Here is a 25,536-nt window from a genome sequence, read left to right as displayed (position 1 = left end):
GTTAAGTACAAAATATCGACTAGTCCAAAATCTAGTTATTAGTGACTAAATTTCACCTCCTGTTATCAAGGTGTAAAAGCTTCAAAGTTCAACCCCTCCCGATTTGGCTTTAGGTGCTGCTGCTGCGGTGGTGACAGTTTGCCGTTGGGGAAAGGGTATATTTTCAGTGGGGGTATACTGCTGCAAGATTTCTTCCCCTCTCCACTGTTGAAGGTCTTGCATAATGTCTTTGAGGGGTACAAACTCCATAGTGTTTTCCCCTTGCTTTTCGGCAACGGTAGCTTTGTAAGTCATAACTTTGAAGTACATTTCCCGCTGGTCGGCAATTGGTAACTTGCCGGAGTTGTCTTTTATCCGCAGGAGAATTTCTTCATTACCTTGGTTCATTGCTCCCCCCCAGTCAGGACCGCCATGCTTGACCATGTTTGCCCATTCCTCAGCAATATAAGGGTGAACTTTGACGGGGATATCGCCTGCCGTTTGTATTGGTTGTTCCTTGGGAGGTGCTGCGGAAGCTGTAGGTTGTTCGTTACCGAAGATTTGCTCCAAGTTGAGTTTTTGGGCATTTTGGGCAATAAATTTGACTTGGTTGATATCGTAGTCAGAGATATTCATCTTACTGACTTCTTTAGTGATGCCAGCTTCGGTTTTAGTCAGATCAAACCGGACAAGTTCTTGGGTTCCCTTTTCTTCAGTGGTTTTAAACAATTGCAGGCTTGCTCGATTGTTTTCGGGGTCACGCGATCGCTTGATGGTAAATTCACCAACCGTAAGTTCTTCCTTATCTGCCTGGATGAGGACGTTGTTAAGGGTGAGCAATATCTCGTTTTGTTTAAATACTTCCAAGGTTTTAATTGTCCCTGCTGGTGCTAAACTCCCTAATGAATTTGCGACATCGCGAATATCGGCACTGCTAAGATCGGGGAGTTTGCCATTATCATTTAGATGTTCTGCCACCATGAGAAATTCCTGACGTTCTACAGGTAACATCTGGGTGGGCTTTTTCGTTATTTTAGGTTCTTCCTTTTTATTAAGTTTAAACTCCATCAAGGAGTTTTCCCATCCAGATAGTTCATCACTGCGGCGGTGAATGCCGATGGTATCTCCCTCAAGCCGAATTACAAACGCATCGCTACGGTAAATACGCGATCCATCTTGCTCAACGGTGCCGTATTTTTTTAAGATTGCCGTCGCGGTTTCAGCAATGTTCTTATTTTCCCCCTTGTAGCGTTCCTCCCGTGCTTGTTTGTTGTTAATCTGGTAGATGGGTACTTCTACCTGACGCGCCCACTGCTGCGCTGCTGGCTCTACCCCTTGGGAGTTGGCTACCTCTTGGTAGGTATATTGAGGTGCGTAGGTAGTTTCTAACTCTTCTTCTGGCGTGAAGAATTGATTGCGAGTAGAGTTTTCTTCAACTTCTTCAACCTTTTTTTGAGATAGCTTGTTATTAGAAACTTCTTCAACTTCAACTTCCTTTTGAGTACGGGGAGTTTGTTCTACTGATGGAGTTTCTTGTTCTAAATTATCAGTTGCTTGATTTTCAGCTTTTACGAATACTGCTTCAAAATCGACTGTTTCGACAAGTTCGTTTGTTTCTGCTGACTCTACAGATTGAACTTGATTAACTTCTTCTGACGTAACAGATACAGCTGATGAGGAATTTTGTTCTGCATAAGCCCGGTAATTAAACTCTTCATAATTATCTGGTGGCAAATCGACATCAGGAGGGTTACTGATATCTATATCATCTAAAAACCCTACAGTATATTCATCTGACTCGTAATAACTAACTGCTTCGGGTTCAACTTCAGGTTTAACTTGATTGTTATTTTCATTCAACAGTTCTGACAACATATTGTCGGCAACTGCTGACAGATTTTCTTCTATCTGTCTGGTTTGATTTTCAATAGTATTATCTGTTTCAGTAGTCAGGTTTTCACTATTCAATAATTCTTGCCGCCCTTCAGAATTTTTAATTATTTCAGCAGAAGGAGGTAGTAGCTTTACGAGTGGTTCGCTTGCTATCTTCATAATTTCATCTTGAGTAAGCGTTTCAGTTACAAGATTAGTTGTACACTTACCTTCGCTATTTTGCTCGTAGATGACGATTTGCTTGTCCGAACCTTCTGACTCTATATAAGCAGTAATTCTGAGAGGGCTTTCACCTGACTGCTGGTAATTATTCCCTAAATCTGGTACATCTTCCACTAACCTAGCACCAATAGTTTGAGCTTGATAGTCAGTTAGTTCGGCACTAACTCCATCATTAATTACTTTTGGTTCCAGGGGGTTGGTTAAATCTACCTTCTCCCATTTATACGCCCTTGGTGTAGATTCATCGGGTACGAGATTGTAAGTATCCTGACCAACTTCAACAGCTATTTTACTAGCTGAGTGAGCTTCTTTGAGTCTATCAAGAATTTCTTTTGTTATTTCGGTAACAGCATAAACGAAAGCTTTGCTTATACTTAAGAGCGCTTTTTCTGTACTACTAAGTGTCGCTAAATACGATTCTTGAATTTGGGTTTGTCTAGGGTCAAACATAGTAAATTTAATATTTATTAAGGAGTTTTAAGTTTTAAATTATAGTTAACTTTCCTAAACCATTGGGTGACAACAAAGAAAAATATCCAACTTTAAGGATGGATAATATTGACTTACAGTTCAATGTCGTTACGGTTAGGTTATTCGACTTGAGATTGTTGGCTTCTTGAGAGCCAGTACTGTTTATCTTGTGCGGTAGGATTGGCGGCAATGACGATACTTTCTGCTAAGTCATAAGATGCAACTGTCCGATTGTCACCAACTGATGAAATGGTAAGAGTTTCGTTGTTGCGGTTTAGCTGCAACTGATAGTTATTCTCTCGTACAAGTTCGATTCCCCTACTTGGGTTTTCTACTCGGTTTTCAAGTCGTTCAACTTGGAGGATATTACTGGCGATCGGCAATATACTTTCAGCCCATTGTTGATTTTCCTGGGTGGGTTGTACCGTAGCTACCACGTTACCATCCCGATAGGCAATCCTGATATTGTCCCCCGATTCAAACTCACCCTTAACGATACTACGGTCGTGAAGTATTCGCCTATCCCCTGTTTGCTGCACAATATAGTTGTCGGTGGTTTGGCTAACCGTCCCCACGTACTTCCCACTGTCAATATTGGCTGGTGTGGTAGGATTGGTTGCAATTTGAGAGCGATCGCTTGCTCTTTGTTCTAGTTTCGTGAGTGTGGTTTGTACCCAGGTAGGTATTTCTTCTAACTGGTAGGTAATTTGACCATTTTCGATAATGACAGCTTGTTGGGGAATGGTGCTGTTGTCATATATGCGAACCCGGTCTGCTATTTCAACTGCTGCGGGCAATAATTCAATAGTACGATTGTACCTTTCTCGAATTTTGTCAGCAGGAACATCGTGTCCACCCTCTGCTACGCGCTGTCTCACCCTATTAATATTAATTTCTGGGTCTTTTGTAGCAACAAACACTAATTCCACCTGGTAGCCAGATATGAGAGCTTGTTTCATTAGTTCTAACTTGCTTGGGTGAGACATCACTGTCTCAAAGGCGAACGATTCCCTTTGATCGATATAACTTTGGCGTTGCTCTTCCGCGATGATAGCGGCTTGGTATGCTTTGCGATTGGGGTTATTTTCGGTTAGGGTGAGTGCGATTTCATCTGGGTTAATGTAATTGGCAGGGAAACTTGCTGTTTCTCGAAGGGTGTTCGTAATGGTAGATTTTCCACTGCCATTGGGACCTGCAAAGACGACTAGTTTAGGTTGATTGTTCGGTTGTCTCATCTTCCTGGTTGATTGTAATTGGTGTTAGCGTTCCGTCTGGGTGACGATGGTGTAGTTGACCATCATTATCAACTTCGACTGTAGGTATTCCTCCTTTGTGCATTCGTGCGATCGCATCTCTCACTGCTTGTTGGGCTAGTGCTTCATGTTCTTGGGGAGTTAGCTCGAAATAATCTTTTTGGGAAATATTGTTGTTACTGTTAGTATTGCTCATAATTGAAAGTCTCAGGTTTACAGGTAGGTCTATGCGTCTATTTTACCAACCTCCCTCGATGAGCATTTGCTGCTGTGGTGATTTCATCCGCCGATACTAGAGATTTATTCCTAATTATCATAGTGCTGTTGGTAATCTATCAAGTAGTACATTATGTAGGTATTTGACAAAGACTAGCTGATTATCAAATCGAATGATAATAAGTTGGGGATAGGCACCATCTGGATAAAACTTATCGCAGTAAATATTATCTGGATTTGTGCGCTCGTAATGGTAGACGAGAATGTTATCGAAATAATGTTTTTCAACGTAGGGAGGAAACAGGTGATTCCAACGCGGGAAGGTTTTGTATTTATTGATTTCTGCTATAAGATGAGGTGATATCATTAGAAGAATTCCTTGTACGAATCAACGGGTAAAGGTGCATTACCTGCTTGTACGGGTGCTTGCGGGATTGGGAAACGCTTATCTACTTCTTGTACCCTGAGATCTAAATCTTCTTGGGTTGGTCTTTTTTGTGTACTTTTACGAGCGAGTTGCTTGATGAGTTTATCCCAATTATTCCCATTTTCTGACTCTAGTCCGATGAGATATTTTGGAACTTTAATATTCTTTAATAGGGGAACTGAACCCTCATTTTTATTGCTATAAGCAGGGTTAATAAATAAACATTTACCTGGTGGTAATTTGAGGAATTGGGCAGGCTCGAATAATTTTCGAGTGCGTTCTTGCTCAGAGATACTTGTACTAGCTTTCCCCCCTCCCGTTGACCGAGATTTTTGTTTATATTTAATTTCTTCTTCACCGAGGTAAGCAGAAAATAATCGTGCAGATTCTTCTTCACCAGGATTAAATACAAACTTTGTACCGCACGCACCAAGAATTGCTTTGGAGATTTCTTTACCGTAAATTTTCTCCAACTGTCCCATGTTTTGCCATCCAAGGATACCGCAGAATCCTTCACTTCGGGATTCGTTTAACCATTTGAATAGGTCAGGTAGGAAGATTGAGGGTAATTCGTCAACGCTAACTACCAGCGGACCAGTCTCAAACCGCTTTTTAGCAATACTTCTAGCGACAGTCATGTGCATTATAGAGGTCATCAAGGGACCGACTGCATCGCGGCGTTCGCGATCGAGTCCGAAGATAATCATTTGTTTCTTGTTTACCTCTAGGGGTAAGGTAGTCTTACCGACAAAGCAACCTAGAGTGTTTTTCGCCATGAAGCGGGTAAACATGAGCGAGGCGGTCCCAGCGATACCCGCTACAGTTTTTTCAGAGCCGGATGAGCTGAATAACTGACCAAAGGCAATTTTAATCCACGGATTAAGACTGGCAGCCATTAAGCGTTCGACCATCTTTTCACTTGATAAAATTGCCGCAGCAGTCATAATATCTGCTAGTTCACCGAATTCCTTGGTGAGCATGAGGATTGCCTGAGTTAACTGGTCGCCTGCAGGACCAAAGAATGCATCTTCGCTACCCCCTCCAAGCAAGCGGAAATTTTTGTTAATGACTGTAGCCAACTGTCGCGCTGTTTCAGCATCGCTACTATCGCGCAAGAAATCGATTGGATTGCATACCTCAGATTCAGGAAATCCCGGTGCAAATACGTGTACTTCGTAACCTTTAGACTTTGCGTAACTGGCTATCTTAGCCTGTGACGGGTACTTAAAATCATACAGGCAAATCCCAAACCCCTGGTCAATTGCCGAATAGAGCATGGGGTTGATAGCCGAGAATGATTTACCGCTACCTGGTGCGCCAATTACGGCAGTTCCACGTTGAACATCGGGTACGTAAACTGGGACTCCCCCACTTCCCTTGGGTAATTTTTGACCTTTGTATCTGTGTACTCCAATATACAAGCTGGCGCTATCGCACTTAGGAGAGGTAATTTGTTTCAAGGCTTTTTTCTTGGCTTGGGCAGTTTCCTTTGCTCCGCCCCAATAGCTGGTAGCAAGTTTGCCCTTCTTCCCCCCAGATAACATTTGCAGGAGAAATAGTGCTAATATCCCTCCTGCGAGTGCTAGTCCTTGAGGGGACATCAGTTGCTTGGTATACTTGCTGAAATCTAAGCTTGAAGTAGAGGGTTGAGCTTCTTGGGTTTGTTTAACTCGGACGGTTTTAGCTGTAGCAAAGTATAAATTATTCATAAAAGTTGGTGAGAAGAAAGAGTGTTGCTAGTACGGTTCAGATAAGAAGTAGAAGGAGTGAAGGTAAGCAGAGGAGCGGAGGGGCTTCAGGTGCAGAGGAGCCCAAGAGCAGATTCTTCCTTCTCAAGAGCACCCCTGCACAAGAGCACCTCTGCTGTCTCAACGAATAGACGTTTTAACCGAACGGTATTGCTTAAGGAGCTACTTTTTTAGGTACACTCAGAGGTGTACCAAGGATGATGGGGTCCATTTCTTTGTACGTAAAAAATGGCACAGGACCAATGAAGTAGGGCGAGCATCCCAAATCAATAAAGCCGCCGCGCTTGCAGATGCGGAAGAACATAGCTGTAGTAATGCTACCGGATGCTTCGTTAATGTCCCAGATTACTTGCTTGAAAGCTTTGCCAAAGGGGTGGCGACCAGTAGGTTCTTTGCCGCCGTTGAGGTTGCCAAGTATCCCGAAGCCCCCCTTAACTTTTTGGAACTTGCCGGACATCCACTGCGCCCCGGTGAGGTTATCACTGCCTGCAACTTCTATGTGAGCGCAATTTTTGGTACAGGGTACATTGAATCCTTCCTGGTAGCTGCCCGAAATTGACTTCCATCGGTTGGCTTCTACTTCCCGCAATGGTAGGTCAACCTTGCCAACAAAGCTCATGTCGGGGATGAGAATGCCGGGGAATTGATCAAAAGGCACATCAGCTAAACCCGGAACTAGACCAATTGTTGTATTCTGCCAGTTGTAAAATTTTTTGAGAGGGGCTGACTCGATGCCGGGGATGTCTGTGAGATTGTAATCGGAAAGTTTGATGTATTTGCCCAGTTCTGCTTGTTCCAGTTCGGGAAAAGTTTCAATTGCACTGCTGATTGTGCCGGAATATGGGCTTCCTGTTATTTCTTGGATGGCATCGTTAATAGGTGGGAAATCGCTGACAAGCATATCGCCCAAGTCTGGAATGGAATCACTCAAGTTGGCGATAGTTTGCCAGTTGGTTAATTCCAGGCTATCTAATTTTAACTCTTTAAGGTCGATGCCAGTAATTTTTGCAATGTCTTTAAGAGATAGCTCCTCTATTTTGAATTCGGTAGCTTCAAAATCACCAAGTTCCATAACATCAGCCAAGCTTTGTCCTGCTTCCCAACTGCGTGTTTCCTTCATGCCTGGGTTTTTGATGTTGGGGAATTCGACGCTACCAGCTTCCCCAAATTTCATGTCTTTGAATGTTATGTTGGTCCAATCAGGGGTTGGTGTGCCGCCGTTAACGTATTTGGTAGCGAAGGGTTGTTTTTTCTGATTGGCTGTTTCAGCAACTGCGCGATCGCCAAATATAAAACTGAGGATACTGCCATGAGCGGCAATGCTTCCTTGCGCTAGGTGTCTGATGTCAACACTCCCAATATTGTAGCTACCTCCAAACCGGATTAGTCCGTGTAAGGCGAGTCCTGCAACAAGTCCTGCTGCCATTAGGTAGCGATATGTGTTTAATTTTTTTATTCGATACTGAAGCGCTCGGTTGGGGACACCTGTGGTAATAGGCTGATTTAAAGATGCGACTGGTACTATTGCAGTTACTTCGGTTACTTCTGAAATTGAATTCAAGTTATCCATAGTTAGTTACTTAAAATTTTGATTTGAAATAAAGTCTGTTTCGGCTGTGGTTGGTGTTGTAGGTGGGTTATCGCGTCTTGCTGGTGGTAGTTCCAATCTTGCTTTTCCACCCAGTGACATGAGTTTTTCAACCAATTGCATTGATACTCCGGCGGTGCTGGCGGCGACGACAAGTTCCTCTCCAGAGGAACGTAACTCAACAAGTTGATTTAGCCGTTTCCAAAGCTTGCTATCAGTAGTAATCCACTGTTTTGAAACGGCAACTTGCATTCCTTTGGAAATATACTTGCTGTCGGATCTCGCTGCGTAATCAACTTTTGGTCTGACAATTTCTTCTTTAACTGCAGTATCATTAATAATTTTTAGTTCGCTGTATTCTGGTGTGCCGTTACCCAGTACTATGCGAAAATGATAGGTTTTTCTTTGCGACCCAGATTCTGTTATTACCGTCATGTGTGCGCCGTAGGGACTCTCAGGCAGACCTGGAATTTTTACTTTCTCAATTTGCCGGATATGAATGAGTCCTGCGCCAGTGTTGTTCTCTGAACACCTGCCTAACCCTTCGAGACATCCATCTACGTCAAAAACAAACCTTGACGGGTCATCTAACCAAATTTTTTTGATAATTTCTCTGGTGCTCAAGAACGAGATAGATACTCCATGTCCGGGCCACACCTTCACTGAAAGCAATTGAGCAGTTTCTCCCGATACCTGAGAAGCAGCGATTTGACGGACAGTATTTGCCAACACAGCTTGGTTTGGTGTAGCGAGTTGTGCGATCGCGCAAGGGATGATTAGACCGAAACAAACTATATATTTAGATTTCACAGTTTTAACGACCTATCGACTTTGACGGTGATTTTGGTATTTTTAGGAACAAACCAGACTACAGTCCGGTTCATAATTTCATCAGTGGCACGCTCTGTACGCTTGCCAATTGTTTCGCCTAGTTTGCCGAATGCGCCTTGAACAAAAGCAGCGCCAATGTTACGTCTGTTATTACTGCTGCGTGTTACTGTTCCACCAAAAGGTATGTATTGTGTTACCTGTTCATCTGGCTTGTTGATGATTTCTCCTACCTTGGCAATTCCTGCTATTGCACCAAGAGTGGTATCGTACTTTGCGATTTCTGGTCCTTTGTCCTTATAAGGTCTGGCGATCAGGGGTGAACCACCTTCACCCAGGACAGAAATAGTTCCAGGAGATACTGGATATTCAGTTTCATCTTTGATAATCGCTGTAACTTCAGCGTTGACACTGGACGAGCCATCTACTGAAGTTATGGTTACGGTAAGAAGCGTACCTTTCTCAAGTGCGATTTCATCAGTATTGCTGTAAATTGGTTCGTCAAGTTGAGCGACAAAGCGCTGTGAAAGTTGTTGACGGTTGCCTGCTAATGTCTGGGGTAGTACTAAGGGGGTAATTAACGTAGCACGGGCGAAAGAACCAATTACTAGATATTGTGCTTTCTTCTCCTCTAAAATTTGGGATTCTTCGGAGAGGTAATTATGTGCTACTTGCTGTCTGCCCTGATTTTCAGCTTGGCTTGTTGGTTGCCAACGGGGACGCAACTCTTCTACTTGATTGCTTGTATCGTTGCCGTTGTTAATATTTTCCTGGTTAAAAGAGCTATTTCGGCGGCGACGGAGGGAGGGAGATGAGGGAGATGAGGGGGGGAGAGAAGTACTAGTATCATCTTGTGCAACAGTTCTTTCAGTTGTTGAAGAAGCAGTAGTTGGTGTTACTTCTGTATTTTTAGTGCTTACATATTGTACTCTACCCACACTGCCGAGATTACGCAGGCGTTCAATTTCTGCCAGTGGGTCTAATGCCACCTGAAGATTTTTTGTTAATTGAGGGTTTATTGTAGAAGCGACAAGTCTATTAGAACGGTTGCTGACATTACTTGCTGGTTGAGGACGCTCTTGTTGAATTGGTCGAAATGTCACCTGACCGTGCCTGGGGGAAGTAGCTATGGCAGGTTCTCGGTAGATGGTGCGTTGCTGTCTTGGTGGTGGTTCTGTGACTTTCGCGACGACAACGCGCTGGGAGGCTTCTCTTGGGGGAGCCGAATTTTTAGTTGTTTCTCTGGTTGGGTTATCTTTTCCTTTAACAGTAGATTTTTCTGTTGGTAATTCCTGTTCTGGCTTCTTCTCTTCTTTATTTTTTTCCTTACCATTGAGAGCCTCTAATTCTTCTTGTTGTTTAGCAAGAGCCAATTTAGCGTAGACATCCCCATCTTTTTGCTCAAAGGTGGTACTGGTGGGAGTGGGAGTGGGGGTAGCTTCTGGTTTTTTGGCGGTTTGATTACCGCCGTTCATCATGCCGTTGAGGACAATGAACACGACTAGGAATGCTACTCCAAATGCGCCACCAATGATTCCTAAACGCGACCAAGGTGAAGTAACAAAATCGTGTTTATTGTTAACTGTTGCGGGGTCTTCTTCAGTTTCTAACTCTGATACATCGGGATTTTCAGTATTTTTTAAATTTTCTTCTTGCTGTACAAAAGTACTATTTATAGGTAATAATTCATCAACGGATTGAACTTTATGTTCGTTATGATTATTGCCATTGCCATTACCATTATTTTCTAAAAGTTGTGACATGGTATGAATATTTATAGAGGATAAAATTATTTTCTATTTTTCCCAAGGTCTAGCTCGACTATTTGGGTAATTTCCAATCCAGACTCTCTAGCAGAGTAAATTTTTTCTGCTAGCTCGGTTGTTTTTGGTGGTGATTGGGGAGTATCGATCGCTTCAACAGTAATCGTTTTATTAAAAGTAACGCCCCCACCTTGATTTTTATCGCGGTCAAATGTAACTAACGTAGCGATGAAATCTACTTCCCATTTACCATCACTAATTTTTCTTGGTTCAGACATGTGTCTGGGTATAAGAGATACTTGCGCGTTCCCATTAAATATTCCTTCTGGTACCATTAGAGCAAGCTTTTTGAGGAAGCTAGCGCGAAAGTCTTGACGTTCGGATAATGCAAATGCTGCTGACCAAGTTAGAGTTGGAATTCTTTTCCTAACGCCTTTATCAGTTTGAATCTCGATACCTTTATCAGGTTTTGTGAGAATTTCACCATTTTCTTTTGTTTCAATAAGTCCATTCCAATTGAAGATTTTTATCAGGCTGCCAGAGACAAATGTTTTAATTGTTTTGTCCGTGCGTTCGTTAGGACCAAGTGACGTAGCTCTTCTAGTAGAACCGTCTTCTAGTTGTACAAAAGTCATTCCTTTGACATAACGGTTAATGCTAGATATCATTCCGAAGTTGATAATTAGTATTAAAAAAGTTAAAATTTGGGCTGATAGTAATCCAACAATTGCAATAGCAACTAGTGCAGGAACTGTCTCACCGTAACTAAGAAGTCGTGCAGGTTGGGATTTAGATCTTGATTTGAGCATAATAACTATTTATTTTTTAAGACTTTTAATGGCATCGACTATTTGTTGGGTTTGTGCGGTTTGAGTGGCTTGTGCGGCTTGAGCTTGTCTAGCGTTTACGTATGAGCTTGCAGTGGCGCTAAGTGTGTTGGCAGTGAAAATAGCTGTTGCAGCAGCTGCTTTACCTAGTCCAGTCCAAACAGCGAGTCCACCACCTGCAGCTAATGCGGATGCAAGGATGGGGGATACCAACCCAACAAAAAGGAGAAATATCATCGGTTGGTTTTCTTGGGAATTAGCAATTAACTGCCCGCACAAACCGACAATAATGTTGAAGCAGAGTTTTGCCATTCCGACTGAGAAATAGCCAGTTAACCAAGCGAAAATAGGTTTAGCTCCGAAGGGGAGTAGGGAACCGCCGACTGCCAGGGGACCAAGTAGGGCAGTTAGCAGCATGGTGAATTCTATTCCCCACTGGTAGGCGTTATTGAGGGCAAGTAACAGCGCGGCTACAAACCCGGTTATCATTGCACCGATCGCACTGGTGATAGAATTACCTATTTTTTCGGCGATTTGACCGGGGGAAAGATTTGAGAGCGATCCTGCTGCATCTGATAGACTTTTGAGGGGGTCAAACTCCCAACTGTCGCTACCGGGTGCTTCTCCCTTAAATAGTTTAGGTGCAGAGGATTTGAGTTCGGCTTCTGCTTTCTGCAAGCACGTTATTGAGTCATTTGTGCTACCTGGAATTGAGCGGCATCTTTCCATTGCTGCTCCAACTTGCTGTTGGAGGGCAATATTGCCAACTGCTCGATTGAATGCAACTTCTAGGTTTGCGCCTGCTGCAGTAAATTCTAAAACATCATTATTGATAGTATTGATGTATCCTCGTATGGCAAGTGTTCCACTCCTGAGTAAAGTGCCATTGTTAGCTAGTAGCCCGATAACTATGATGGGCCATATCCAACTGGATAGGGCTTTCATGTCCTCTTGATTGATCCAGTTTTTACCTAACTCAACCATAAAAAGGGTGAGTGTGGCGATCGCAAAGAACTGACCAACTTTACACATCGAGCCATACAAGTTGCCGTTGAGCGTTTGATCCCAGAGATTGTTAAATCCTTCAGCTGTTAATTGCGCTCCGGCAGCGGCATTTTCTAAAATGTCTTGTCCAAAAAAGGGGTCGGTTGCAATTACGAGATGTTCTAACATGGCACTTTGGTTAACAGGCGTGGAGAATTGGTCATCTCAACTACAGAGATGACCTACCGATTAGAGCGAATTATTTACCTGCGGTAGTTTTGAGAGAGCTAAAGCCAGCAATTTCCATATACTGGGCAGTTATACCGTCCATCATTAGGTTTTGACGGCGGCGATCGCTTGCTCCTTGTTCTGCAATTTGACTTAGCATCAAGTTAGTCTGCTGCGCGTCGTGTCGTTGTTGCAGTCCATCAGTACGCGATTGCCCAAGCATCGAGACAATTTGGGCGTTTTGGGCGGCAATTACCTTAAGGATGTTTTGCGAAGCATCCATGTCTTGAGCGCCTTTAGCTAAGTCTTGTGCATCAGCTACTGTTTGTTGGGTTGCTTCAATTTCATTTTTGGTACGTTCCTGACCTGCTTCTCCCAAGATGCTTTCAACTGTAGCCCGAGTGGTTTCGCGTTCCAGTTTGTTACCTGCAGCTACCGCACCCTCAACAGTATTGCTTTCGTTCCAACTACCCTTGTCTTTAAGTTGGTCTTTTAGTAGGTCTGCACCGCTAACGGGGTCTGGTAAACCCATAGTTCCGGTCGAGGTGTTAGTAGCAGTTTTAGCTTCGTTTTTTAGTCCTCCCCACTTTTCATTTATTGCTGCGGTAAGTTCGCTTTTGGTTTCTTCAAAGTAACTGTTGAACTTGTTTAATACAGAGTTAAAGAAGCTGTTGATATTAAGCGAAATGGCATAACTAGGGGTTGCACCCAGTAGGGAAACCAGGACAATTGTTGACCCGATTATTACTCCCTTTTTTGGTTTAAATTTGAACAATGATTTCATACTTTTATCTGGATAAATTAACCAATGTGGCAATTGAAAATAAGCCACTTATTTATGAATTATTGATAGTTGTCATGTTGATACTTTACTTTTTGTTAATATTCCTTCTTTACTAGGTACTAGTTTTAATTGCTTATTGTTATTTTTATCCAGTAGTTCTTTAGCTTCTTCGCTTAGTTCATCCCCTCGAATCATCTGTACGTAGCTTTCTGAAAATCTCACCATTCCCAGCATTAAATTAGCAGCATATTTATTGAGGAACAGAGTGCGTAATTCTTGCTCGTTCGGGTTGTTTGCTACTGCGGCAAGTAAGCAATAAGCAGGGTAATACCTACAGAAAGTGAGCTTGCCATTGTCATCAAGCAACCACTGAGAGTAGATACTTTCGCGTTTGGGGAAAAATGCTTCGGTTGAGTTGCGTGAGATAATTTCATAGGGATACTTAAATCTAGCTACAAATGGGTCAACTGCTGATGTTTGAATTCGACCAATAAGTCGAGTGGTGAGGTTAGCAAATATTTTGGGAGCAGACTTACTTTGGAAAATACTTTCAGGTTCTTGAGCAGATAAAATCACACGAATACCAGCTTTAGCACCGTTAGCGCAAAGTCTTCCAATTAGCTCGGCTATACTCTCGAAAGAAAAGAGAATCGGTGCTTCATCCAGGAAGAAGATACTTACTTTAGATGACAATGCTCTACGTAAAGCTGCTGCATAGGCGCTTAGTGCGAGAACTGCTGCATCGGCTTCGCTACCAAGTGAACGTAGAGCAAATACGAGTAGTCGAGCATCAGTTCTAAAACTAGAAGGACGGGCGATTGATTGCCCTACTCGTGAGTTTAACCAGAACTTTAATCGTAAACGTATTTGGTCTAATGCGTCAAGAATCTCTTTACTATTATTTGCAATTGAATCAAGCTTGATAAATCCAGGTGAACAGTAGTTGTAAAAATCTTTGAGTGTTGGGATATCGTTCCACTCGCTTGTACCTACACCATTTTCTAGGGCAAGTTTGTATCTGAGTTTGATGTCCGAGTCGTTAAAGAAAGTCTCTATGGTTATAGTGATAATACTTTCGATATTTGAGATCATTATGGGACTAACACCAATTGGATTAGTGCCTAGTACCATCGTCATAAGAGTAGATTTTAAGAATTCCTTAAAATCTGTCATTCTTTCCTTAATAACTTCTGGTTCATACCCCCTTAAATCAGGTAACTCAAATAGGTTATTCGACTCTTTTGAAATATCAAAATACGCCCCTTCAGATCCCATAAATTTGGTATAGTCGGTAAATGTGGAACTACCATCAGGTTTGGGATAATCGAGCGCAATCACGGGAATACCCTGAGCAAGAGCTGGTGTTAATAAACCAGCTACCAGTACAGATTTACCAGCCCTAGTTGTACCAAATACGGCTAGGTTTTTATGTTGGTTGTAGAGGTCGATATGTACGGGGGTACCACCTTCTTTTGCAATGAGTTCAAACCCGTGTTTATCTCCTGTTGCTGTTCGTACTAGGGGCGCAAGTCCTGGTACTTCAGATGAGAAATAGGGAAGCCTGCGATTGAAGGGTTTAGTAAGCAAGTTTTCCCAGAAAATAGGAGTAGTTTGCAACCAAGTTTTCCAGGCGTATTCGAGTTCTCTATCAACAACGGCGGGGCGTAAGAAGCAGCTAGAAAGATATTTGCAAGCTTCGTCAAGTGAGGATCGGCTATCTCGGTGTATGCAAAAAACGACGGCGGTGTGGATGGGGATGTTACCTCTGAGGATGGTTTCTTGAGCACGCACTGCTTCCGAGATGTTCATGTTAGCCTTTACATCAATGCTGCCTTTATCACTGGACATGGCGCTTGATGTAATTGACTGTTTGGTGATGCGCTGGAGGGCAGTTTTGGCAAGTGCCTGGTTAGCTTTTGTAAGTTGGCAGATGATTTCGGTGTCGGAAATTTTCTCTTTGGATATTACTTCCCAGAGATAGCGTAGCTGGGCATATTCATCTACCCAGCCTTGAGGCTTCTCGCTAAATTGGAGTACGCCGATATACTTGTCTTGTAGCTTTACCCAATTGCGATGAAGAAAGGGAATAGATTTTTCGTTCAAGAGCATCAAATGACGAATGTGGAAATCGCTAGTTTGAATTTCTCGAAGCCCCTCTTCATCTAATACTAGAGGGTTAGGAACTTTGGGCGCGTCGCTACGGTTAAACTGATTCCAAAGAATTGACCATATTTCCTCACTTGTGACTGGTTGTACTGAAAGTCCCATTGAGTTGGTAAAAAGTTGCTCCCACCTTTGGAACCCAGAGGTAAAACTATCTCGTAGGATTGTTTCGATTCGTTTTTGCCGGACATCGTGAATTTGACCTGTAAACTGGAACCATGCGTTTTGCAACTGTTTGATAGTTTTTTCAATCGCGTCATTTGAGCGACTGTCCTCAGAGGCAAGAACGCTATAGGTACACCAGAAGCGTAAGAACTTATTTTTACGGGTTCCTGCTTTGGTGAGTTCTTTTGCTCGCAGGCGTTCCGCTCGCACTAGCAGGGTTAGTTGCTCTAGGTCACATTTATCTTCTATTTTCTTGAGTTCTTGCTGGCGGAGGAAGTCATCAGTAAACGAGCCAAGGTGAATTGTCAAGGTTTCGCGTTCGGGTAACTCCTTCAATCCGCCTTCAATATTTTCAAAAATGGGGATAATTTGCTCTTCGGGTAGAGATGGGTGAATTCCCTGAACATCAAAGCAAAACTTGATTTGGATATCTTCTTTTTTTTGTAGGATGAGTGCGCCAATATCCTTGCGTCCACCCAGCGAAATGCTTGCTATTCCTGCTATGTGGGTGATATCTTCAAAGGGTGTAAGGTTTTTGACTACTCCTAATTGTTCTGTATCTAAAGACTTTTTGCCAACTTTGTTTTTGGGCTGAGTCGAAGTCATAGCAGTCTATCTGCGATAATTACTGGAATTGATTAGGGTGCGTTTTTTGGGTTTACGCTTTTTCTTAGGTTCAAACCGTGGCGGGTTAACTAGAGACACAAAGGGTTTATAACCGCGAGATAGTCTAGGAGTACCAACAAATTTACCGAAGAAGGCTTTATTGGAACTTACAGTCCACCAGGTTGCCCATCCCCAGGCGATCGCTATTCCTGTTGCAAACCAAGATTGTTGCATAAAGCCCTTGACTACCATGTACATGATTAAGGCAATGGCGGACCAAGGGACGATTTGATCGGCAGGAAACGGTCCGAGGCGCGGCTGTTCTCCAAGGATGCGGTTGACAGTACGGAATTCGTATCGTGGCTTGTCCATTTTTGTTTTTTTTATAGGAGCGATCAAGCGATCGCTCCTATCAATTTCAAATAGACGTTTCGTTGTTTTGCTTAACCGCCAGCACCGCCAGTACCAACTACTAATCCTGCAAGAATGTCACCAACTACAACAGTTATAGCCACAATAATTGGTGTTCTAGCTATGGTTTGCCAATCTTCATCGTTTCTTGCTGCTTGCACAACCCTTACTAAACCGATTCCCAAGTAAATGAGGAACAAACCTCGTAATACAGCAAAGATAAAACCGATAACTTGGGTGTTAATGTTCGGAAAGTAGGAGGCGTTTTTGAAAAACGTTTCTGCGTTATTCATAAACTGGGCATTGGCGGGAGCAGTTGCAAAATCTAACATGAAGATTGTACCCACCAAGCAAAATAAAACGGTGTAGATATTCACGCCGTATTTGCGCTGCATACGCTCGAAATTGGTAAGCAGGCTGTTTGCTTCTTTCGGTAGCAGTGCAATGATTGCAGTTCCAAAAGCCAGTGATGCCATTAACATGTTGTTGATGGAAATATCGACAATCATCAAGCCAGTGCCAACTACCATTAATCCGGCAATTGTACTACTTTCTTTCCAAGTTCTCTTGCGGCGAACGGGAACAGAATAACCATATTCTTCTTCATAGCTAGGTACGCGCTCGCGTTCAAAATCTGGTTCGTAGTGCATTTTCATAGGTGAGTGATTCTAAAAAAAGAGTGCTTCTTCTGCTGAAATAATTATTTTCTAAAGCTTTGAAGCTTGTGTGTTTATTCTATGTGTTTGATGCTCGTATATACATCTAATCAATTTCTGATTTTTAGTAATTTTTAGGTTATAAAAAATCTCAATATTTATCAGAAAAATGTTGATATAGAATCAATAAAAACTAAAGCAATACACTTTTTTTAAATGTTTACCCCCGGTAGAATTCCTACCGGGGGTTATGTTTACGCTTTTGTATTTGAAGGTGAGTAAAATGCAGTAATTTTTACCTTGCACTAAGTAGTACTGGTCTTGATTCACTTCAAAAAAATCAAGTCAATTTTTTTACCTACTTGTAGATCGAGCGTTTTGATACTACCTGCTGGTAACTCAATAACCTGGTTAACAGGATGTATTGAACTATACTTTTGGCATTCTTGATGACAGGGAGGAGCGTTGGTGACAATGTTTCTAACTACTCCATCTTTTAGAAATATCATATCCAAAGGTACGTAGGTATCTTTCATCCATAATTTTACTTCTTCTGGTTTATTAATAACAAACAACATTCCGTGATTTTGCGGTATATGGGAGCGGAATTTTAGTCCATATGCAAGTTCCTTCTCACGACGAGCTACTTCTAATTGGATTGTTTGGTTTTTGGCTTTGAAGATTGCGCTAATGGGGAGTTTTTGTGGTTGGCAAGACCAAAAGTGTAGCGCTAAAGGTAAAGCTGCAAGGGCTATGCCAGCTACAGGACCAACAAAATTGAGTGTTTTGAGAAGGATTGGAATATTGTCTTTAAAGACTGCTTGTTTGCCAGTCTGATGATTTGTAGTTTGCATTGAATTAAAATTTTAAAAATTGTTACAATTATAGGTAAATAAGTTGAGGAATTAAGGTGTTTTAGAGTTGTTCTAATGGATAGCGTTTGGTAAACGCGAGGCAGTGCTATTACCTAAAGTTAGTAAAGAACTTTACAAGCCAGTAGAACTCTTATGGTGGTGAACACTAACTGAAAATATCAATGTTTCCAACAGCAAACTTGCTTTCATCAAGGGGGCTAGATGGTAAGGCTTGCTGGTCTGCTTTGTTACGCATAGATTCGACTCTATCAGCTTCTCTAATGGCAAGTGGGTTAATCTGCCGACGTTCTTCCAGTATTGCTTCAATAGTAAGTTCTAAGGGAGGGATATCTTTATTGGCATAGGTGTCTTCGGCTACTGTATCGCAAAAAATGCTGGCGGCGGCACGCTCAACAATTGTTTGGATCTCCGCTCCTACGCAGCGGTTGGTAGCTTTGAGGATACGCTGCCATTGTTCTTCGTTCCAGGGGTCGCCGTCGTTGTGGAAGCGCTCGTCGAACCGAGCAGCATGAAGCTTAAAGATGGTATGGCGTTCGCCGTTGTTTGGTAAATCAACTTTGTATAGGTAGTCGAAACGTCCGGCGCGGGTAAGTTCTGGGGGCAACCATTCCATGCGGTTGACGCTGGCAATGACGATCGCATCGCTCGTGCGCTCCTGCATCCAAGTTAAAAGCTGACCTGCAAGGCGTCTTGCTAAGTCATCGTCTCCGGCAAAACCCTTATCAAAGTCGTCAAAATAAAGTATAATTTGATTTAATCTATCAACTAGGTGTAAGAGGCGTTTAAGTTTTGCTTCAGCAGAGTTTCCGAAGCTGCGAAAGTTACCCCAGTCAACCACGATCAGGGGAATGCCCATATTTTGGGAACAGGCTTTAGCCGAGTGTGATTTTCCCGTCCCTGGTGGTCCTACAAGCATGATACCCTTGGGTACGTGTAAATTGTATTGTTTGGCACGCGGGGAGAGGAGGCGCTTGAACTTCTTGAATGATTCCTGCATGAGTTCTAAGCCTCCTAACTGGACTTTTGGCGGTGGTAAGAATTCAATGTTGTACAGGCGATTAAGTAGTTGAACTTTTTGCTGGAGGAGTAATTTGCCTACTTCTTCTGAATTTGAAACCGAACAGCTTTTTTTGATTTTTTTAAGGCAGGAAATAATATCTGATATATAGAGTCCCATTCCAGATTTGGCAACCTGTAACCACTCTTGCTCTGTACAATTTAGGTTTAGTATCTTGCTGTCTTTTAAAGCTTGAGTAATTTCTCCTACATTAGGTAATTCCTGTATCCACAATGGGATTTCTGCTGCTATTTCGCTTGCTATTTCGGCGTTTGGTCCCAGCATTATAGTAGTTTTACCGCTATCTTCGTTATAAAGCTTGAGGTTAATTAGCGACGACTTAATCCACTCCGATACAATAAAAAAATCGGTTTCTTGATGATTATTTTCTTTTATCCAAGGGTAGATATTCTCAACGATTAATATCCCTTTACCAGAATAATCCTTCCAGAAATTGAGTACTTTAAAATAGTCTTCTTTATTTTGTTTGACGGTAGGTTTGTAGTCGTCGAACTCCCGCAGAACGAGATTTTCTTTCGTGTTGACGGTTAATTCCTTAATACTGTCCTCATTTAGATTCCATATGTAAGCTTTTTTACATGCTTGCTGGCAGTAAGCAGCGATCCGGGTGAGGAGGCGGTAGCGTTCTTGGAGAGGGGATTCACAGGCGATTAGTGGGTAGTTGTCTCCAAGGAGTTCTTCAAGGTAATTGAAGCTTGATTGCATTAACAGGTTTGCATAACGTGACTATCCGTGCATCTTATATAAATGACGCTGAAAATGCATCGAACTCGATTCTGATTTTTAACTTCATAAAAATCAGAAAAATGTTGAGGGAGATAAGCAGTAGTTAGTAACAAAAATCTAAGTCTAGTTGGTTGTCTTGAATAATGTTGAGATGGCAAGATGATGTGACTAAGAAGTAAAGTGTATCAAGCTTTAATAAAGTTTTTTCCTTTAGATGTAAAGTTTTTTATTTTGGAAGTAGCAAATGGCAATAACTCCTATATTTCCTATCTTGATAATTCCTGAACTAGTAACTACTCGTTCTGAGTTTGCACCTTTAGTGTACCCATCCGGTACTGGTAATGCTCCTATCGGCGCGAGTGAGGGGTTGTTTGGTAATGTCCTAGCTCATTACTTTGGACAGATAGTTTTCCCGCAGCAGCTGATGCTACCATCAGGACACGAACTTGCATATACGGCTGATTTCCTGGTAGTTGAGCCATCTTTGGGATTGCATCTGGACATTGAAGTTGATGAACCTATCTCGTTTGCAACTGGTAAACCCACCCATTTTATTGGGGACGACGATTACCGCAACAAGTGCTTCTTAGAAGCTAATTGGGTTGTTGTTCGGTTTGCGGAAGAACAGGTTTCCAGTCAGCCGGAGCGATGCTGTCGTTTCATCGCCAACGTGATAGCTCAATTAACCGGGAATAAAACTTATTCCTCAAAATTCAAAGATATCCCGAAGTTAGATACTATCAAACAGTGGTCGTACCGTCAAGCTTTGAATCTAAAGAAAAGTAACTACCGCCAAGGTTACTTAGCAGCGAGGAAGTAGTAGAGTTTTTATTTTTTATCTTTGCATTTGAAACATGATTCAACATTTTGCTGGAGCGGAAGAAAGCTATAAGCTTCTGTGCAATCGCTCGTAAGCCAAAGGTAGCCTTCCGTAAGGAAAGGCTCTTCGGCTGCGTGCAAGAGCGATCGCCTGTAGTGCGGTATCTTTTTGGTAGCGGAGTTTCAAGATAACAATCCTACTTCTTTTAGTTTCAATTCATAATTGGTAATATTTTCCTTGCTTTCCCATAACTTTTGCATTGCCAAGTAAAATCTTTGGAACATTGCCGGATTTTCTTCTTTAAGTTGATTTAGCTTTGTTTCTAGGCTATCTGCTAAGGTGTCTGTATCTATATTTTGTAGTTCAATAGTGTTGAACCCTACGCCACAGACTATTTCCCTAATTAGAGAGTTCAATGAAGGAAAAGTTTCATTATTTTTCAAACTTAGACCAATTATACTTAATTCTTCTCTGGTAAAGGTTTCCATATTTTATGTTATTGATATTACTTTATAATATATTCGATAAGTTTTCCTTTGTCATTGAAAAAAAAATAAAGTATCGTGCATATAATCTGATACAAACAAACCGTTAAAATAGTTGAGTATTTGACGAATGGTTGCTTTTTGCTTGAGTGTGAACGGGTGGTAGGCTTTTGCAGTTTTCTGTTTGCTCATACCTGTTAACTATGCGCAAAAATCAGCTTTGTTACTTTCATCAATAAAGAAAGCTACCCCGGAGGCGAGGTAGATGCGTGGAAACATTAGTTAGCCTAAGAAGAAAAGCATATACTCCCCTACTCTGTCAAAATCTTGTTCTTCTAACAATGGTTCATCGTTGGGACAAGTGGTAGAAACATCGTTTCCTTCTTCGTAGTGGTATTGTGATTCATAACTATCTGTAGTACGGAGCGACTCAAAGTCTTTACATGGTGTACTACAAGGCGTACAGTAACTAGGATTAACAGCACAGAAGAAAGCAGAATCATTAAAGAAGAATTTACAGGAACTACAAGTCAGCATAACTTTACCTAACAACTATGTCTGGAGGATCGAATCAAAGCTTTAGTTCCATCTAATGTGACTGCTCTATTATTTCCCATCATGAGAATCCTCGTCCTGATTTAATACAAACCCACTTGTTGTCAGAGTGCCTTTCCCAAGTTGCATCCCATAAGGGCGCTTCCATTACCAGTTTCCAATTTCCTGGTTCTTTCTGGGCAATTTTCTCAAACTCGGCAAGTGTTTTTGGTTCACAAACTTCAGTCTCACCGTCGTAATAAGTTTTCCCGTTTTTGATGATTTTAGCTGCTCCAAATCCTACTTGAATTACTGTATCTAGAGGGCAAATACTGCCGATTGGATTGCGAGAAGTGCCAGTTGTGTTTTTATATCTATTAAAACAACAACAACATATACACAGCAAGCTATTTACGTTGTTTTCATTTTCTACAACGTTGCTCATTCCCCGAACTCCTTTTTCAATTCTTCAACGATTGCCCTAGCCGAGTAGTAATTTTCTGGCAGACCTGGGATGTTTTTGGCGCACCAATCAACCGACATACCACTGTCTAGGGCGGTTTTTATCTTCTGTAGTTATAACAAATTTTATTTTTAGATATTTTTTCTATAAAGACGGATAGAAAATATTGTGTTTATGGAAAGTAAATGCAAATCTAAATATATAAACAACAAATTCAAATATTTAAGATGATAAATAAGTTAGTCAAGCTGGGCGCTCAAATTGTAATCGACGAAGTGGAAGAAGCAGTAAAACATGGATCAATTCCATTCGACTGGAATACTATGGGATTGGATCAATCTCGTCCCGCTTTTACTCGTGAAAATGGAAAATCCATGCTTGAACCAAATCCAGAGCATATTCTTCGTAAAGTTAAGGCAGTACTCTGGTGATAGTCAAGACCATATAATGTTGGTGAGAAGATATTTCCTAATTACAATCCTTTTAAGGGGTATTTAGCAATCATCTCCTCAAAAGGAATCCATTCACCTTCAGAAGTGCAAACGTGCAGCACTCCTTCAATTTTTGTGGATGCTAAAACTAATCTTTTAGATTGAGCAATTGGGAACCATTCATTAAAACTATCAAGCTCTACTTTCTCCTCATACCCTTCATTGGGTATCCAAGTATTTCTGATAGCTTCTGCTAAAAACCCTGCCCTGTTATGAACTTTGGTTTTAGTTAAAGCTTCTTTGAGTGTATCAATTGCTTTTAGTACTACTTCTTCTGGAACCTGCCTTATCAACGAGGACAAAGTGGAGTTCATTTTGATTTTTAGTGCATCTAATTCAGATTTAATATTGTCACTGTCATCAGTATTTTTAGAACGCTTCAAATCAATTGATGTTACTTTTGGATTATCTTTTGGTGGTGGAGGTGGAGCATTACGGCGGCATTCTTCTAGTTGCTGTTTTAAGTCAGCATTCTCAGCCTTGAGTCGTTGTACTAATTCATCAGCACCTTGTAAATGATAGAGCCTACCAGTTAAACTCTCATTGATCCGACGTAACCCGTCTATTTCTACTCGTAACTTCTTGTTCTCTTCCCTCAATGTAGAAATAATTACTGATTTAGAATTGTCGGATGCTGGTGGTGGTTGTTTGATTTTAGGTCTTTGCTTCTGCTGCGAGCGTAGCGTTTCAATCCTATTTCTCAAATCTGACTGTTTGTACAAGTAAGCAGTCGATACATTAGCAGCTTGCGCTACAGATTTAAAACTAATTACTTGCCCTTGTTTAATCATCTTCTCAAGGGTTTTATCTACACGTTCTGCTGCTGACTTTGCTTTCTGTGCTGCTGCTTCAAGTAATGCTTCAATCTTCCTGTTAGTCATTGTCTACCTCCAAGGTTTTGATGACGAGTTCTAAATTCTCTTTAATAGGAGTGTTTTTATTAACCTGTAATTCCCAACCACAATTTTGAGCTTTCTTTATAACATTGTTAGTACGTTCTAAAGTGGACTTCAAAATGGGTAGGAAGTTTTTATTAGTTCTCCAGTGTGGACAGTTGTAACAACCATCAAAACCAGGAATATCACAATCACCTAACATTCTGGGTCTAGCGCAGTATCCATGCTCTAATGCTCTGGCTTGTACATTCTTTTTAAACCATTCCAGGTCATCGTTACTAGAAAGTACAGTTTCTTCTAATTCAACGACTTCACCAAAAATATTAACTACCCTTGAAGAGTGAAACTTTTCAATTTCTTTTCTAAGTGTTTCATCATAAATGTGAGCATACACGGCAGTCATAGCTGGTGTTTCGTGTCCTAAATACCTTTGAATAATATGTTGTGGTACTCCGTTGTTAATCATGCGAGTACCGACAGTATGTCTAAATTGGTGAGTTTCAAAATTCCAACGCTTACCGGAATTATCTTTAATGTCAAAGTCTTCAGCTAAGATTTTTAGAAATTTCATAAAAGACCTATAACCCATTACAGATGGTTTAGGACGAAAGTCATAAAATGATTTTTTAGTAGAGCTTTGTGATCTTGAACAAAATAAATACTCAAAGTTTTTACCTAAGTGTCCTTGAATGTATTTTTGTTGTTCAATAATTACTGCTGCTAACTCAGAAGAGATAGGAATAATATGTTCTTTACTCATCTTCTGCTGCATAAACTGAAGATACCAATTTCCTTTGGTATCTTGTTTTAAACAGTCAACTGGTAATTGCAAAAGCTCACCAACCCGTAAACCACACTCTTGAATGACTAACACCATCCGCATTACAGGCTCAGGTAATGCATCCAAATGTTGATTAAGTTGTATCATTACGGATTCTGGGATATAACGTGGAAGAGATTTAGATAGTTTAGGAAAGTCTTCTGGACGGATTAAATGAGGTGGAACAGAAAACCACTCATTAATTACACCTATATCAAAAAATGTCTTTAATAAGGATAGTACACGATGTTTAAAACCAGAACCAAATTTTTTCTCATTCAAAAAAAGTAAGTAATCAACAATAACTGAACGGTCAAGCGTGCTTAAATCAGTAGTAGAGTAATATTTTGTAAGAAAATCAGAAAAATTATTTAATACCAAAATATACACTCGTATTGTTGAGAATCTTTTACTACTTGCACTAAATAATACAAACTTTTTAGCTACTTTTTTATACCATTCTTGTTGAATTTTGGAGAAGTTTAAAGTGTATTGTTTTCTATAAACAAGTGATTTAAGTCCTAATTCTGAAGCGTGCCAAATATCCTTAGCCATTAAAATCTCTGTTGGTGTTAGCTGTTGGGCTAATTTTAGATGGGATTTCATTTTCTTCTATCTCCTAAATTTTGGTAATTTCTTGCTTGATGAATTATTTGTGATTCTTTAGACGTTCTAGATATTTTTGATATTCAGTATTCATGTCATCATCCGTTAGATGAATATAAGTATTAATCGTTGTCTGAATATTAGAGTGACCTAATCGTTTTTGAACGTATGACATATCCCAACCTGCTCTAATTAATTCAGTTCCGTGAGTATGTCTTAACAAATGTGGATTTACTTGAATGTTTGTTTTCTTTGATAATCTCCTAAATAAACCATCAACGCTTTTGTATGTCAAAGGTGTACCAATTTCGCCTTTACCTGGAGCGAGGATAACTACAAAAACAAAGTCACAATCAATATCTTCTGGGTACTCATCAATCAAATAAGCTGAGTACCATTGCATTAGTTCTTTACTTACATGAACTGTTCGCTCTACAAAGCCCTTAGCTCTCACAGAGTTAACGTTATCTAATCTTGGTACAACATGAATTTCATTTGTTTTACCCGTCACCATATCTTCATGTCTTAGC

Annotated in this window: 24 protein-coding genes; 2 read left to right on the top strand and 22 right to left on the bottom strand. The window is 41.1% G+C overall.

Annotated features, from left to right (window positions below; translation table 11 throughout):
• Nucleotides 1-81 precede the first annotated feature (81 nt).
• The 16 genes from ICL16_RS40920 to ICL16_RS40845 form a co-directional block, all read right to left on the bottom strand.
• Complete coding sequence (locus ICL16_RS40920; protein WP_190837693.1) at nt 82-2,544, bottom strand: hypothetical protein; 2,463 nt, start codon at nt 2,542-2,544, stop codon at nt 82-84.
• A 140-nt stretch (nt 2,545-2,684) separates the two neighbouring features.
• On the bottom strand, nt 2,685-3,800 hold the full coding sequence (locus ICL16_RS40915) for an ATPase (RefSeq protein ID WP_190837691.1): 1,116 nt from the start codon (nt 3,798-3,800) through the stop codon (nt 2,685-2,687).
• Entirely contained in the window at nt 3,775-4,014 is a 240-nt protein-coding gene (locus tag ICL16_RS40910) for a hypothetical protein (protein ID WP_190837689.1), read from the bottom strand. The genes ICL16_RS40915 and ICL16_RS40910 overlap by 26 nt, the downstream gene beginning before the upstream one ends.
• Nucleotides 4,015-4,131: 117 nt before the next feature.
• Nucleotides 4,132-4,401 carry a hypothetical protein gene (locus ICL16_RS40905; protein ID WP_190837687.1) on the bottom strand — a complete coding sequence of 90 codons (270 nt, stop codon included), beginning with the start codon at nt 4,399-4,401 and terminating at the stop codon, nt 4,132-4,134.
• Nucleotides 4,401-6,170, bottom strand: a complete 1,770-nt coding sequence (locus tag ICL16_RS40900) for a type IV secretory system conjugative DNA transfer family protein (protein WP_190837685.1) — start codon at nt 6,168-6,170, stop codon at nt 4,401-4,403. The genes ICL16_RS40905 and ICL16_RS40900 overlap by 1 nt, the downstream gene beginning before the upstream one ends.
• Before the next feature lie 193 nt (nt 6,171-6,363).
• A complete protein-coding gene (locus ICL16_RS40895; RefSeq protein ID WP_190837683.1) occupies nt 6,364-7,779 on the bottom strand; it encodes a hypothetical protein in 1,416 nt (471 codons plus the stop codon).
• Nucleotides 7,780-7,785: 6 nt separating this feature from the next.
• A complete protein-coding gene (locus ICL16_RS40890) occupies nt 7,786-8,607 on the bottom strand; it encodes a hypothetical protein (protein ID WP_190837680.1) in 822 nt (273 codons plus the stop codon).
• Entirely contained in the window at nt 8,604-10,388 is a 1,785-nt protein-coding gene (locus tag ICL16_RS40885) for a TrbI/VirB10 family protein (RefSeq protein WP_190837678.1), read from the bottom strand. Before ICL16_RS40885 ends, ICL16_RS40890 begins: the two co-directional genes overlap by 4 nt.
• A gap of 26 nt (nt 10,389-10,414) precedes the next feature.
• Nucleotides 10,415-11,197: a hypothetical protein gene (locus ICL16_RS40880; protein ID WP_190837676.1), complete on the bottom strand. Its 783-nt coding sequence runs from the start codon at nt 11,195-11,197 to the stop codon at nt 10,415-10,417.
• Between the two features lie 9 nt (nt 11,198-11,206).
• Nucleotides 11,207-12,388 carry a hypothetical protein gene (locus tag ICL16_RS40875; protein WP_238361172.1) on the bottom strand — a complete coding sequence of 394 codons (1,182 nt, stop codon included), beginning with the start codon at nt 12,386-12,388 and terminating at the stop codon, nt 11,207-11,209.
• Nucleotides 12,389-12,458: 70 nt separating this feature from the next.
• Nucleotides 12,459-13,211, bottom strand: coding sequence for a hypothetical protein (locus ICL16_RS40870; RefSeq protein WP_190837674.1), 753 nt, complete (start codon nt 13,209-13,211; stop codon nt 12,459-12,461).
• A gap of 72 nt (nt 13,212-13,283) precedes the next feature.
• Nucleotides 13,284-16,145 carry a hypothetical protein gene (locus ICL16_RS40865; protein ID WP_190837672.1) on the bottom strand — a complete coding sequence of 954 codons (2,862 nt, stop codon included), beginning with the start codon at nt 16,143-16,145 and terminating at the stop codon, nt 13,284-13,286.
• A 6-nt stretch (nt 16,146-16,151) separates the two neighbouring features.
• Entirely contained in the window at nt 16,152-16,517 is a 366-nt protein-coding gene (locus ICL16_RS40860) for a hypothetical protein (protein ID WP_190837670.1), read from the bottom strand.
• A 71-nt stretch (nt 16,518-16,588) separates the two neighbouring features.
• Nucleotides 16,589-17,212: a hypothetical protein gene (locus tag ICL16_RS40855; RefSeq protein ID WP_190837667.1), complete on the bottom strand. Its 624-nt coding sequence runs from the start codon at nt 17,210-17,212 to the stop codon at nt 16,589-16,591.
• Nucleotides 17,213-17,538: 326 nt separating this feature from the next.
• A complete protein-coding gene (locus ICL16_RS40850; RefSeq protein ID WP_190837665.1) occupies nt 17,539-18,066 on the bottom strand; it encodes a DUF192 domain-containing protein in 528 nt (175 codons plus the stop codon).
• Nucleotides 18,067-18,232: 166 nt separating this feature from the next.
• Nucleotides 18,233-19,870: an ATP-binding protein gene (locus ICL16_RS40845; protein ID WP_190837663.1), complete on the bottom strand. Its 1,638-nt coding sequence runs from the start codon at nt 19,868-19,870 to the stop codon at nt 18,233-18,235.
• A 265-nt stretch (nt 19,871-20,135) separates the two neighbouring features.
• On the opposite strand from ICL16_RS40845, the gene ICL16_RS40840 reads away from it, so the two are divergent.
• The gene (locus ICL16_RS40840; protein ID WP_190837661.1) at nt 20,136-20,711 is read left to right on the top strand and encodes a hypothetical protein; all 576 of its coding nucleotides are present in this window, start codon (nt 20,136-20,138) and stop codon (nt 20,709-20,711) included.
• Nucleotides 20,712-20,893: 182 nt separating this feature from the next.
• Here ICL16_RS40840 and ICL16_RS40835 read toward each other — a convergent pair whose 3' ends face one another.
• From ICL16_RS40835 to ICL16_RS40825, 3 genes are all read right to left on the bottom strand, one after another.
• A complete protein-coding gene (locus tag ICL16_RS40835) occupies nt 20,894-21,199 on the bottom strand; it encodes a hypothetical protein (protein WP_190837659.1) in 306 nt (101 codons plus the stop codon).
• 279 nt (nt 21,200-21,478) lie between these two features.
• Nucleotides 21,479-21,733, bottom strand: coding sequence for a hypothetical protein (locus ICL16_RS40830; RefSeq protein ID WP_190837657.1), 255 nt, complete (start codon nt 21,731-21,733; stop codon nt 21,479-21,481).
• Between the two features lie 79 nt (nt 21,734-21,812).
• A complete protein-coding gene (locus ICL16_RS40825; RefSeq protein WP_190837656.1) occupies nt 21,813-22,175 on the bottom strand; it encodes a hypothetical protein in 363 nt (120 codons plus the stop codon).
• Between the two features lie 245 nt (nt 22,176-22,420).
• Here ICL16_RS40825 and ICL16_RS40820 point away from each other — a divergent pair, with 245 nt between their 5' ends.
• A complete protein-coding gene (locus ICL16_RS40820) occupies nt 22,421-22,624 on the top strand; it encodes a hypothetical protein (protein WP_190837654.1) in 204 nt (67 codons plus the stop codon).
• A 41-nt stretch (nt 22,625-22,665) separates the two neighbouring features.
• Here the strand turns inward: ICL16_RS40820 and ICL16_RS40815 are convergent, their stop codons facing one another.
• The 3 genes from ICL16_RS40815 to ICL16_RS40805 all read right to left on the bottom strand — a co-directional run.
• Nucleotides 22,666-23,565 (bottom strand): DUF6262 family protein, encoded by a 900-nt coding sequence (locus ICL16_RS40815; RefSeq protein ID WP_190837652.1) that lies wholly within the window; start codon nt 23,563-23,565, stop codon nt 22,666-22,668.
• Entirely contained in the window at nt 23,558-25,006 is a 1,449-nt protein-coding gene (locus tag ICL16_RS40810) for a tyrosine-type recombinase/integrase (RefSeq protein WP_190837650.1), read from the bottom strand. Before ICL16_RS40810 ends, ICL16_RS40815 begins: the two co-directional genes overlap by 8 nt.
• A 43-nt stretch (nt 25,007-25,049) precedes the next feature.
• Nucleotides 25,050-25,536, bottom strand: a 487-nt coding sequence (locus ICL16_RS40805; RefSeq protein WP_190837648.1) for a tyrosine-type recombinase/integrase, incomplete at its 5' end; no start/stop codon positions are given.

Origin of the sequence: Iningainema tapete BLCC-T55 (assembly GCF_014698965.1) — a bacterium.
Classification (GTDB): Bacteria; Cyanobacteriota; Cyanobacteriia; order Cyanobacteriales; family Nostocaceae; genus Iningainema; species Iningainema tapete.
The sequence above is the reverse complement of the archived record's forward strand: the minus strand, read 5'-3'. Positions and strand labels throughout refer to the sequence as shown.

Excerpts from the sequence above, each read along its gene's own strand:
- ICL16_RS40920 (WP_190837693.1), bottom strand. The coding sequence starts at position 2,544 with ATGTTTGACCCTAGACAAACCCAAATTCAAGAATCGTATTTAGCGACA.
- ICL16_RS40845 (WP_190837663.1), bottom strand. The coding sequence starts at position 19,870 with ATGCAATCAAGCTTCAATTACCTTGAAGAACTCCTTGGAGACAACTAC.
- ICL16_RS40830 (WP_190837657.1), bottom strand. The coding sequence starts at position 21,733 with ATGCTGACTTGTAGTTCCTGTAAATTCTTCTTTAATGATTCTGCTTTC.
- ICL16_RS40885 (WP_190837678.1), bottom strand. The coding sequence starts at position 10,388 with ATGTCACAACTTTTAGAAAATAATGGTAATGGCAATGGCAATAATCAT.
- ICL16_RS40855 (WP_190837667.1), bottom strand. The coding sequence starts at position 17,212 with ATGAAAATGCACTACGAACCAGATTTTGAACGCGAGCGCGTACCTAGC.
- ICL16_RS40860 (WP_190837670.1), bottom strand. The coding sequence starts at position 16,517 with ATGGACAAGCCACGATACGAATTCCGTACTGTCAACCGCATCCTTGGA.
- ICL16_RS40910 (WP_190837689.1), bottom strand. The coding sequence starts at position 4,014 with ATGAGCAATACTAACAGTAACAACAATATTTCCCAAAAAGATTATTTC.
- ICL16_RS40815 (WP_190837652.1), bottom strand. The coding sequence starts at position 23,565 with ATGACTAACAGGAAGATTGAAGCATTACTTGAAGCAGCAGCACAGAAA.
- ICL16_RS40900 (WP_190837685.1), bottom strand. The coding sequence starts at position 6,170 with ATGAATAATTTATACTTTGCTACAGCTAAAACCGTCCGAGTTAAACAA.
- ICL16_RS40870 (WP_190837674.1), bottom strand. The coding sequence starts at position 13,211 with ATGAAATCATTGTTCAAATTTAAACCAAAAAAGGGAGTAATAATCGGG.
- ICL16_RS40895 (WP_190837683.1), bottom strand. The coding sequence starts at position 7,779 with ATGGATAACTTGAATTCAATTTCAGAAGTAACCGAAGTAACTGCAATA.
- ICL16_RS40820 (WP_190837654.1), top strand. The coding sequence starts at position 22,421 with ATGATAAATAAGTTAGTCAAGCTGGGCGCTCAAATTGTAATCGACGAA.
- ICL16_RS40850 (WP_190837665.1), bottom strand. The coding sequence starts at position 18,066 with ATGCAAACTACAAATCATCAGACTGGCAAACAAGCAGTCTTTAAAGAC.
- ICL16_RS40835 (WP_190837659.1), bottom strand. The coding sequence starts at position 21,199 with ATGGAAACCTTTACCAGAGAAGAATTAAGTATAATTGGTCTAAGTTTG.
- ICL16_RS40880 (WP_190837676.1), bottom strand. The coding sequence starts at position 11,197 with ATGCTCAAATCAAGATCTAAATCCCAACCTGCACGACTTCTTAGTTAC.
- ICL16_RS40915 (WP_190837691.1), bottom strand. The coding sequence starts at position 3,800 with ATGAGACAACCGAACAATCAACCTAAACTAGTCGTCTTTGCAGGTCCC.
- ICL16_RS40840 (WP_190837661.1), top strand. The coding sequence starts at position 20,136 with ATGGCAATAACTCCTATATTTCCTATCTTGATAATTCCTGAACTAGTA.
- ICL16_RS40825 (WP_190837656.1), bottom strand. The coding sequence starts at position 22,175 with ATGAGCAACGTTGTAGAAAATGAAAACAACGTAAATAGCTTGCTGTGT.
- ICL16_RS40905 (WP_190837687.1), bottom strand. The coding sequence starts at position 4,401 with ATGATATCACCTCATCTTATAGCAGAAATCAATAAATACAAAACCTTC.
- ICL16_RS40875 (WP_238361172.1), bottom strand. The coding sequence starts at position 12,388 with ATGTTAGAACATCTCGTAATTGCAACCGACCCCTTTTTTGGACAAGAC.
- ICL16_RS40865 (WP_190837672.1), bottom strand. The coding sequence starts at position 16,145 with ATGACTTCGACTCAGCCCAAAAACAAAGTTGGCAAAAAGTCTTTAGAT.
- ICL16_RS40810 (WP_190837650.1), bottom strand. The coding sequence starts at position 25,006 with ATGAAATCCCATCTAAAATTAGCCCAACAGCTAACACCAACAGAGATT.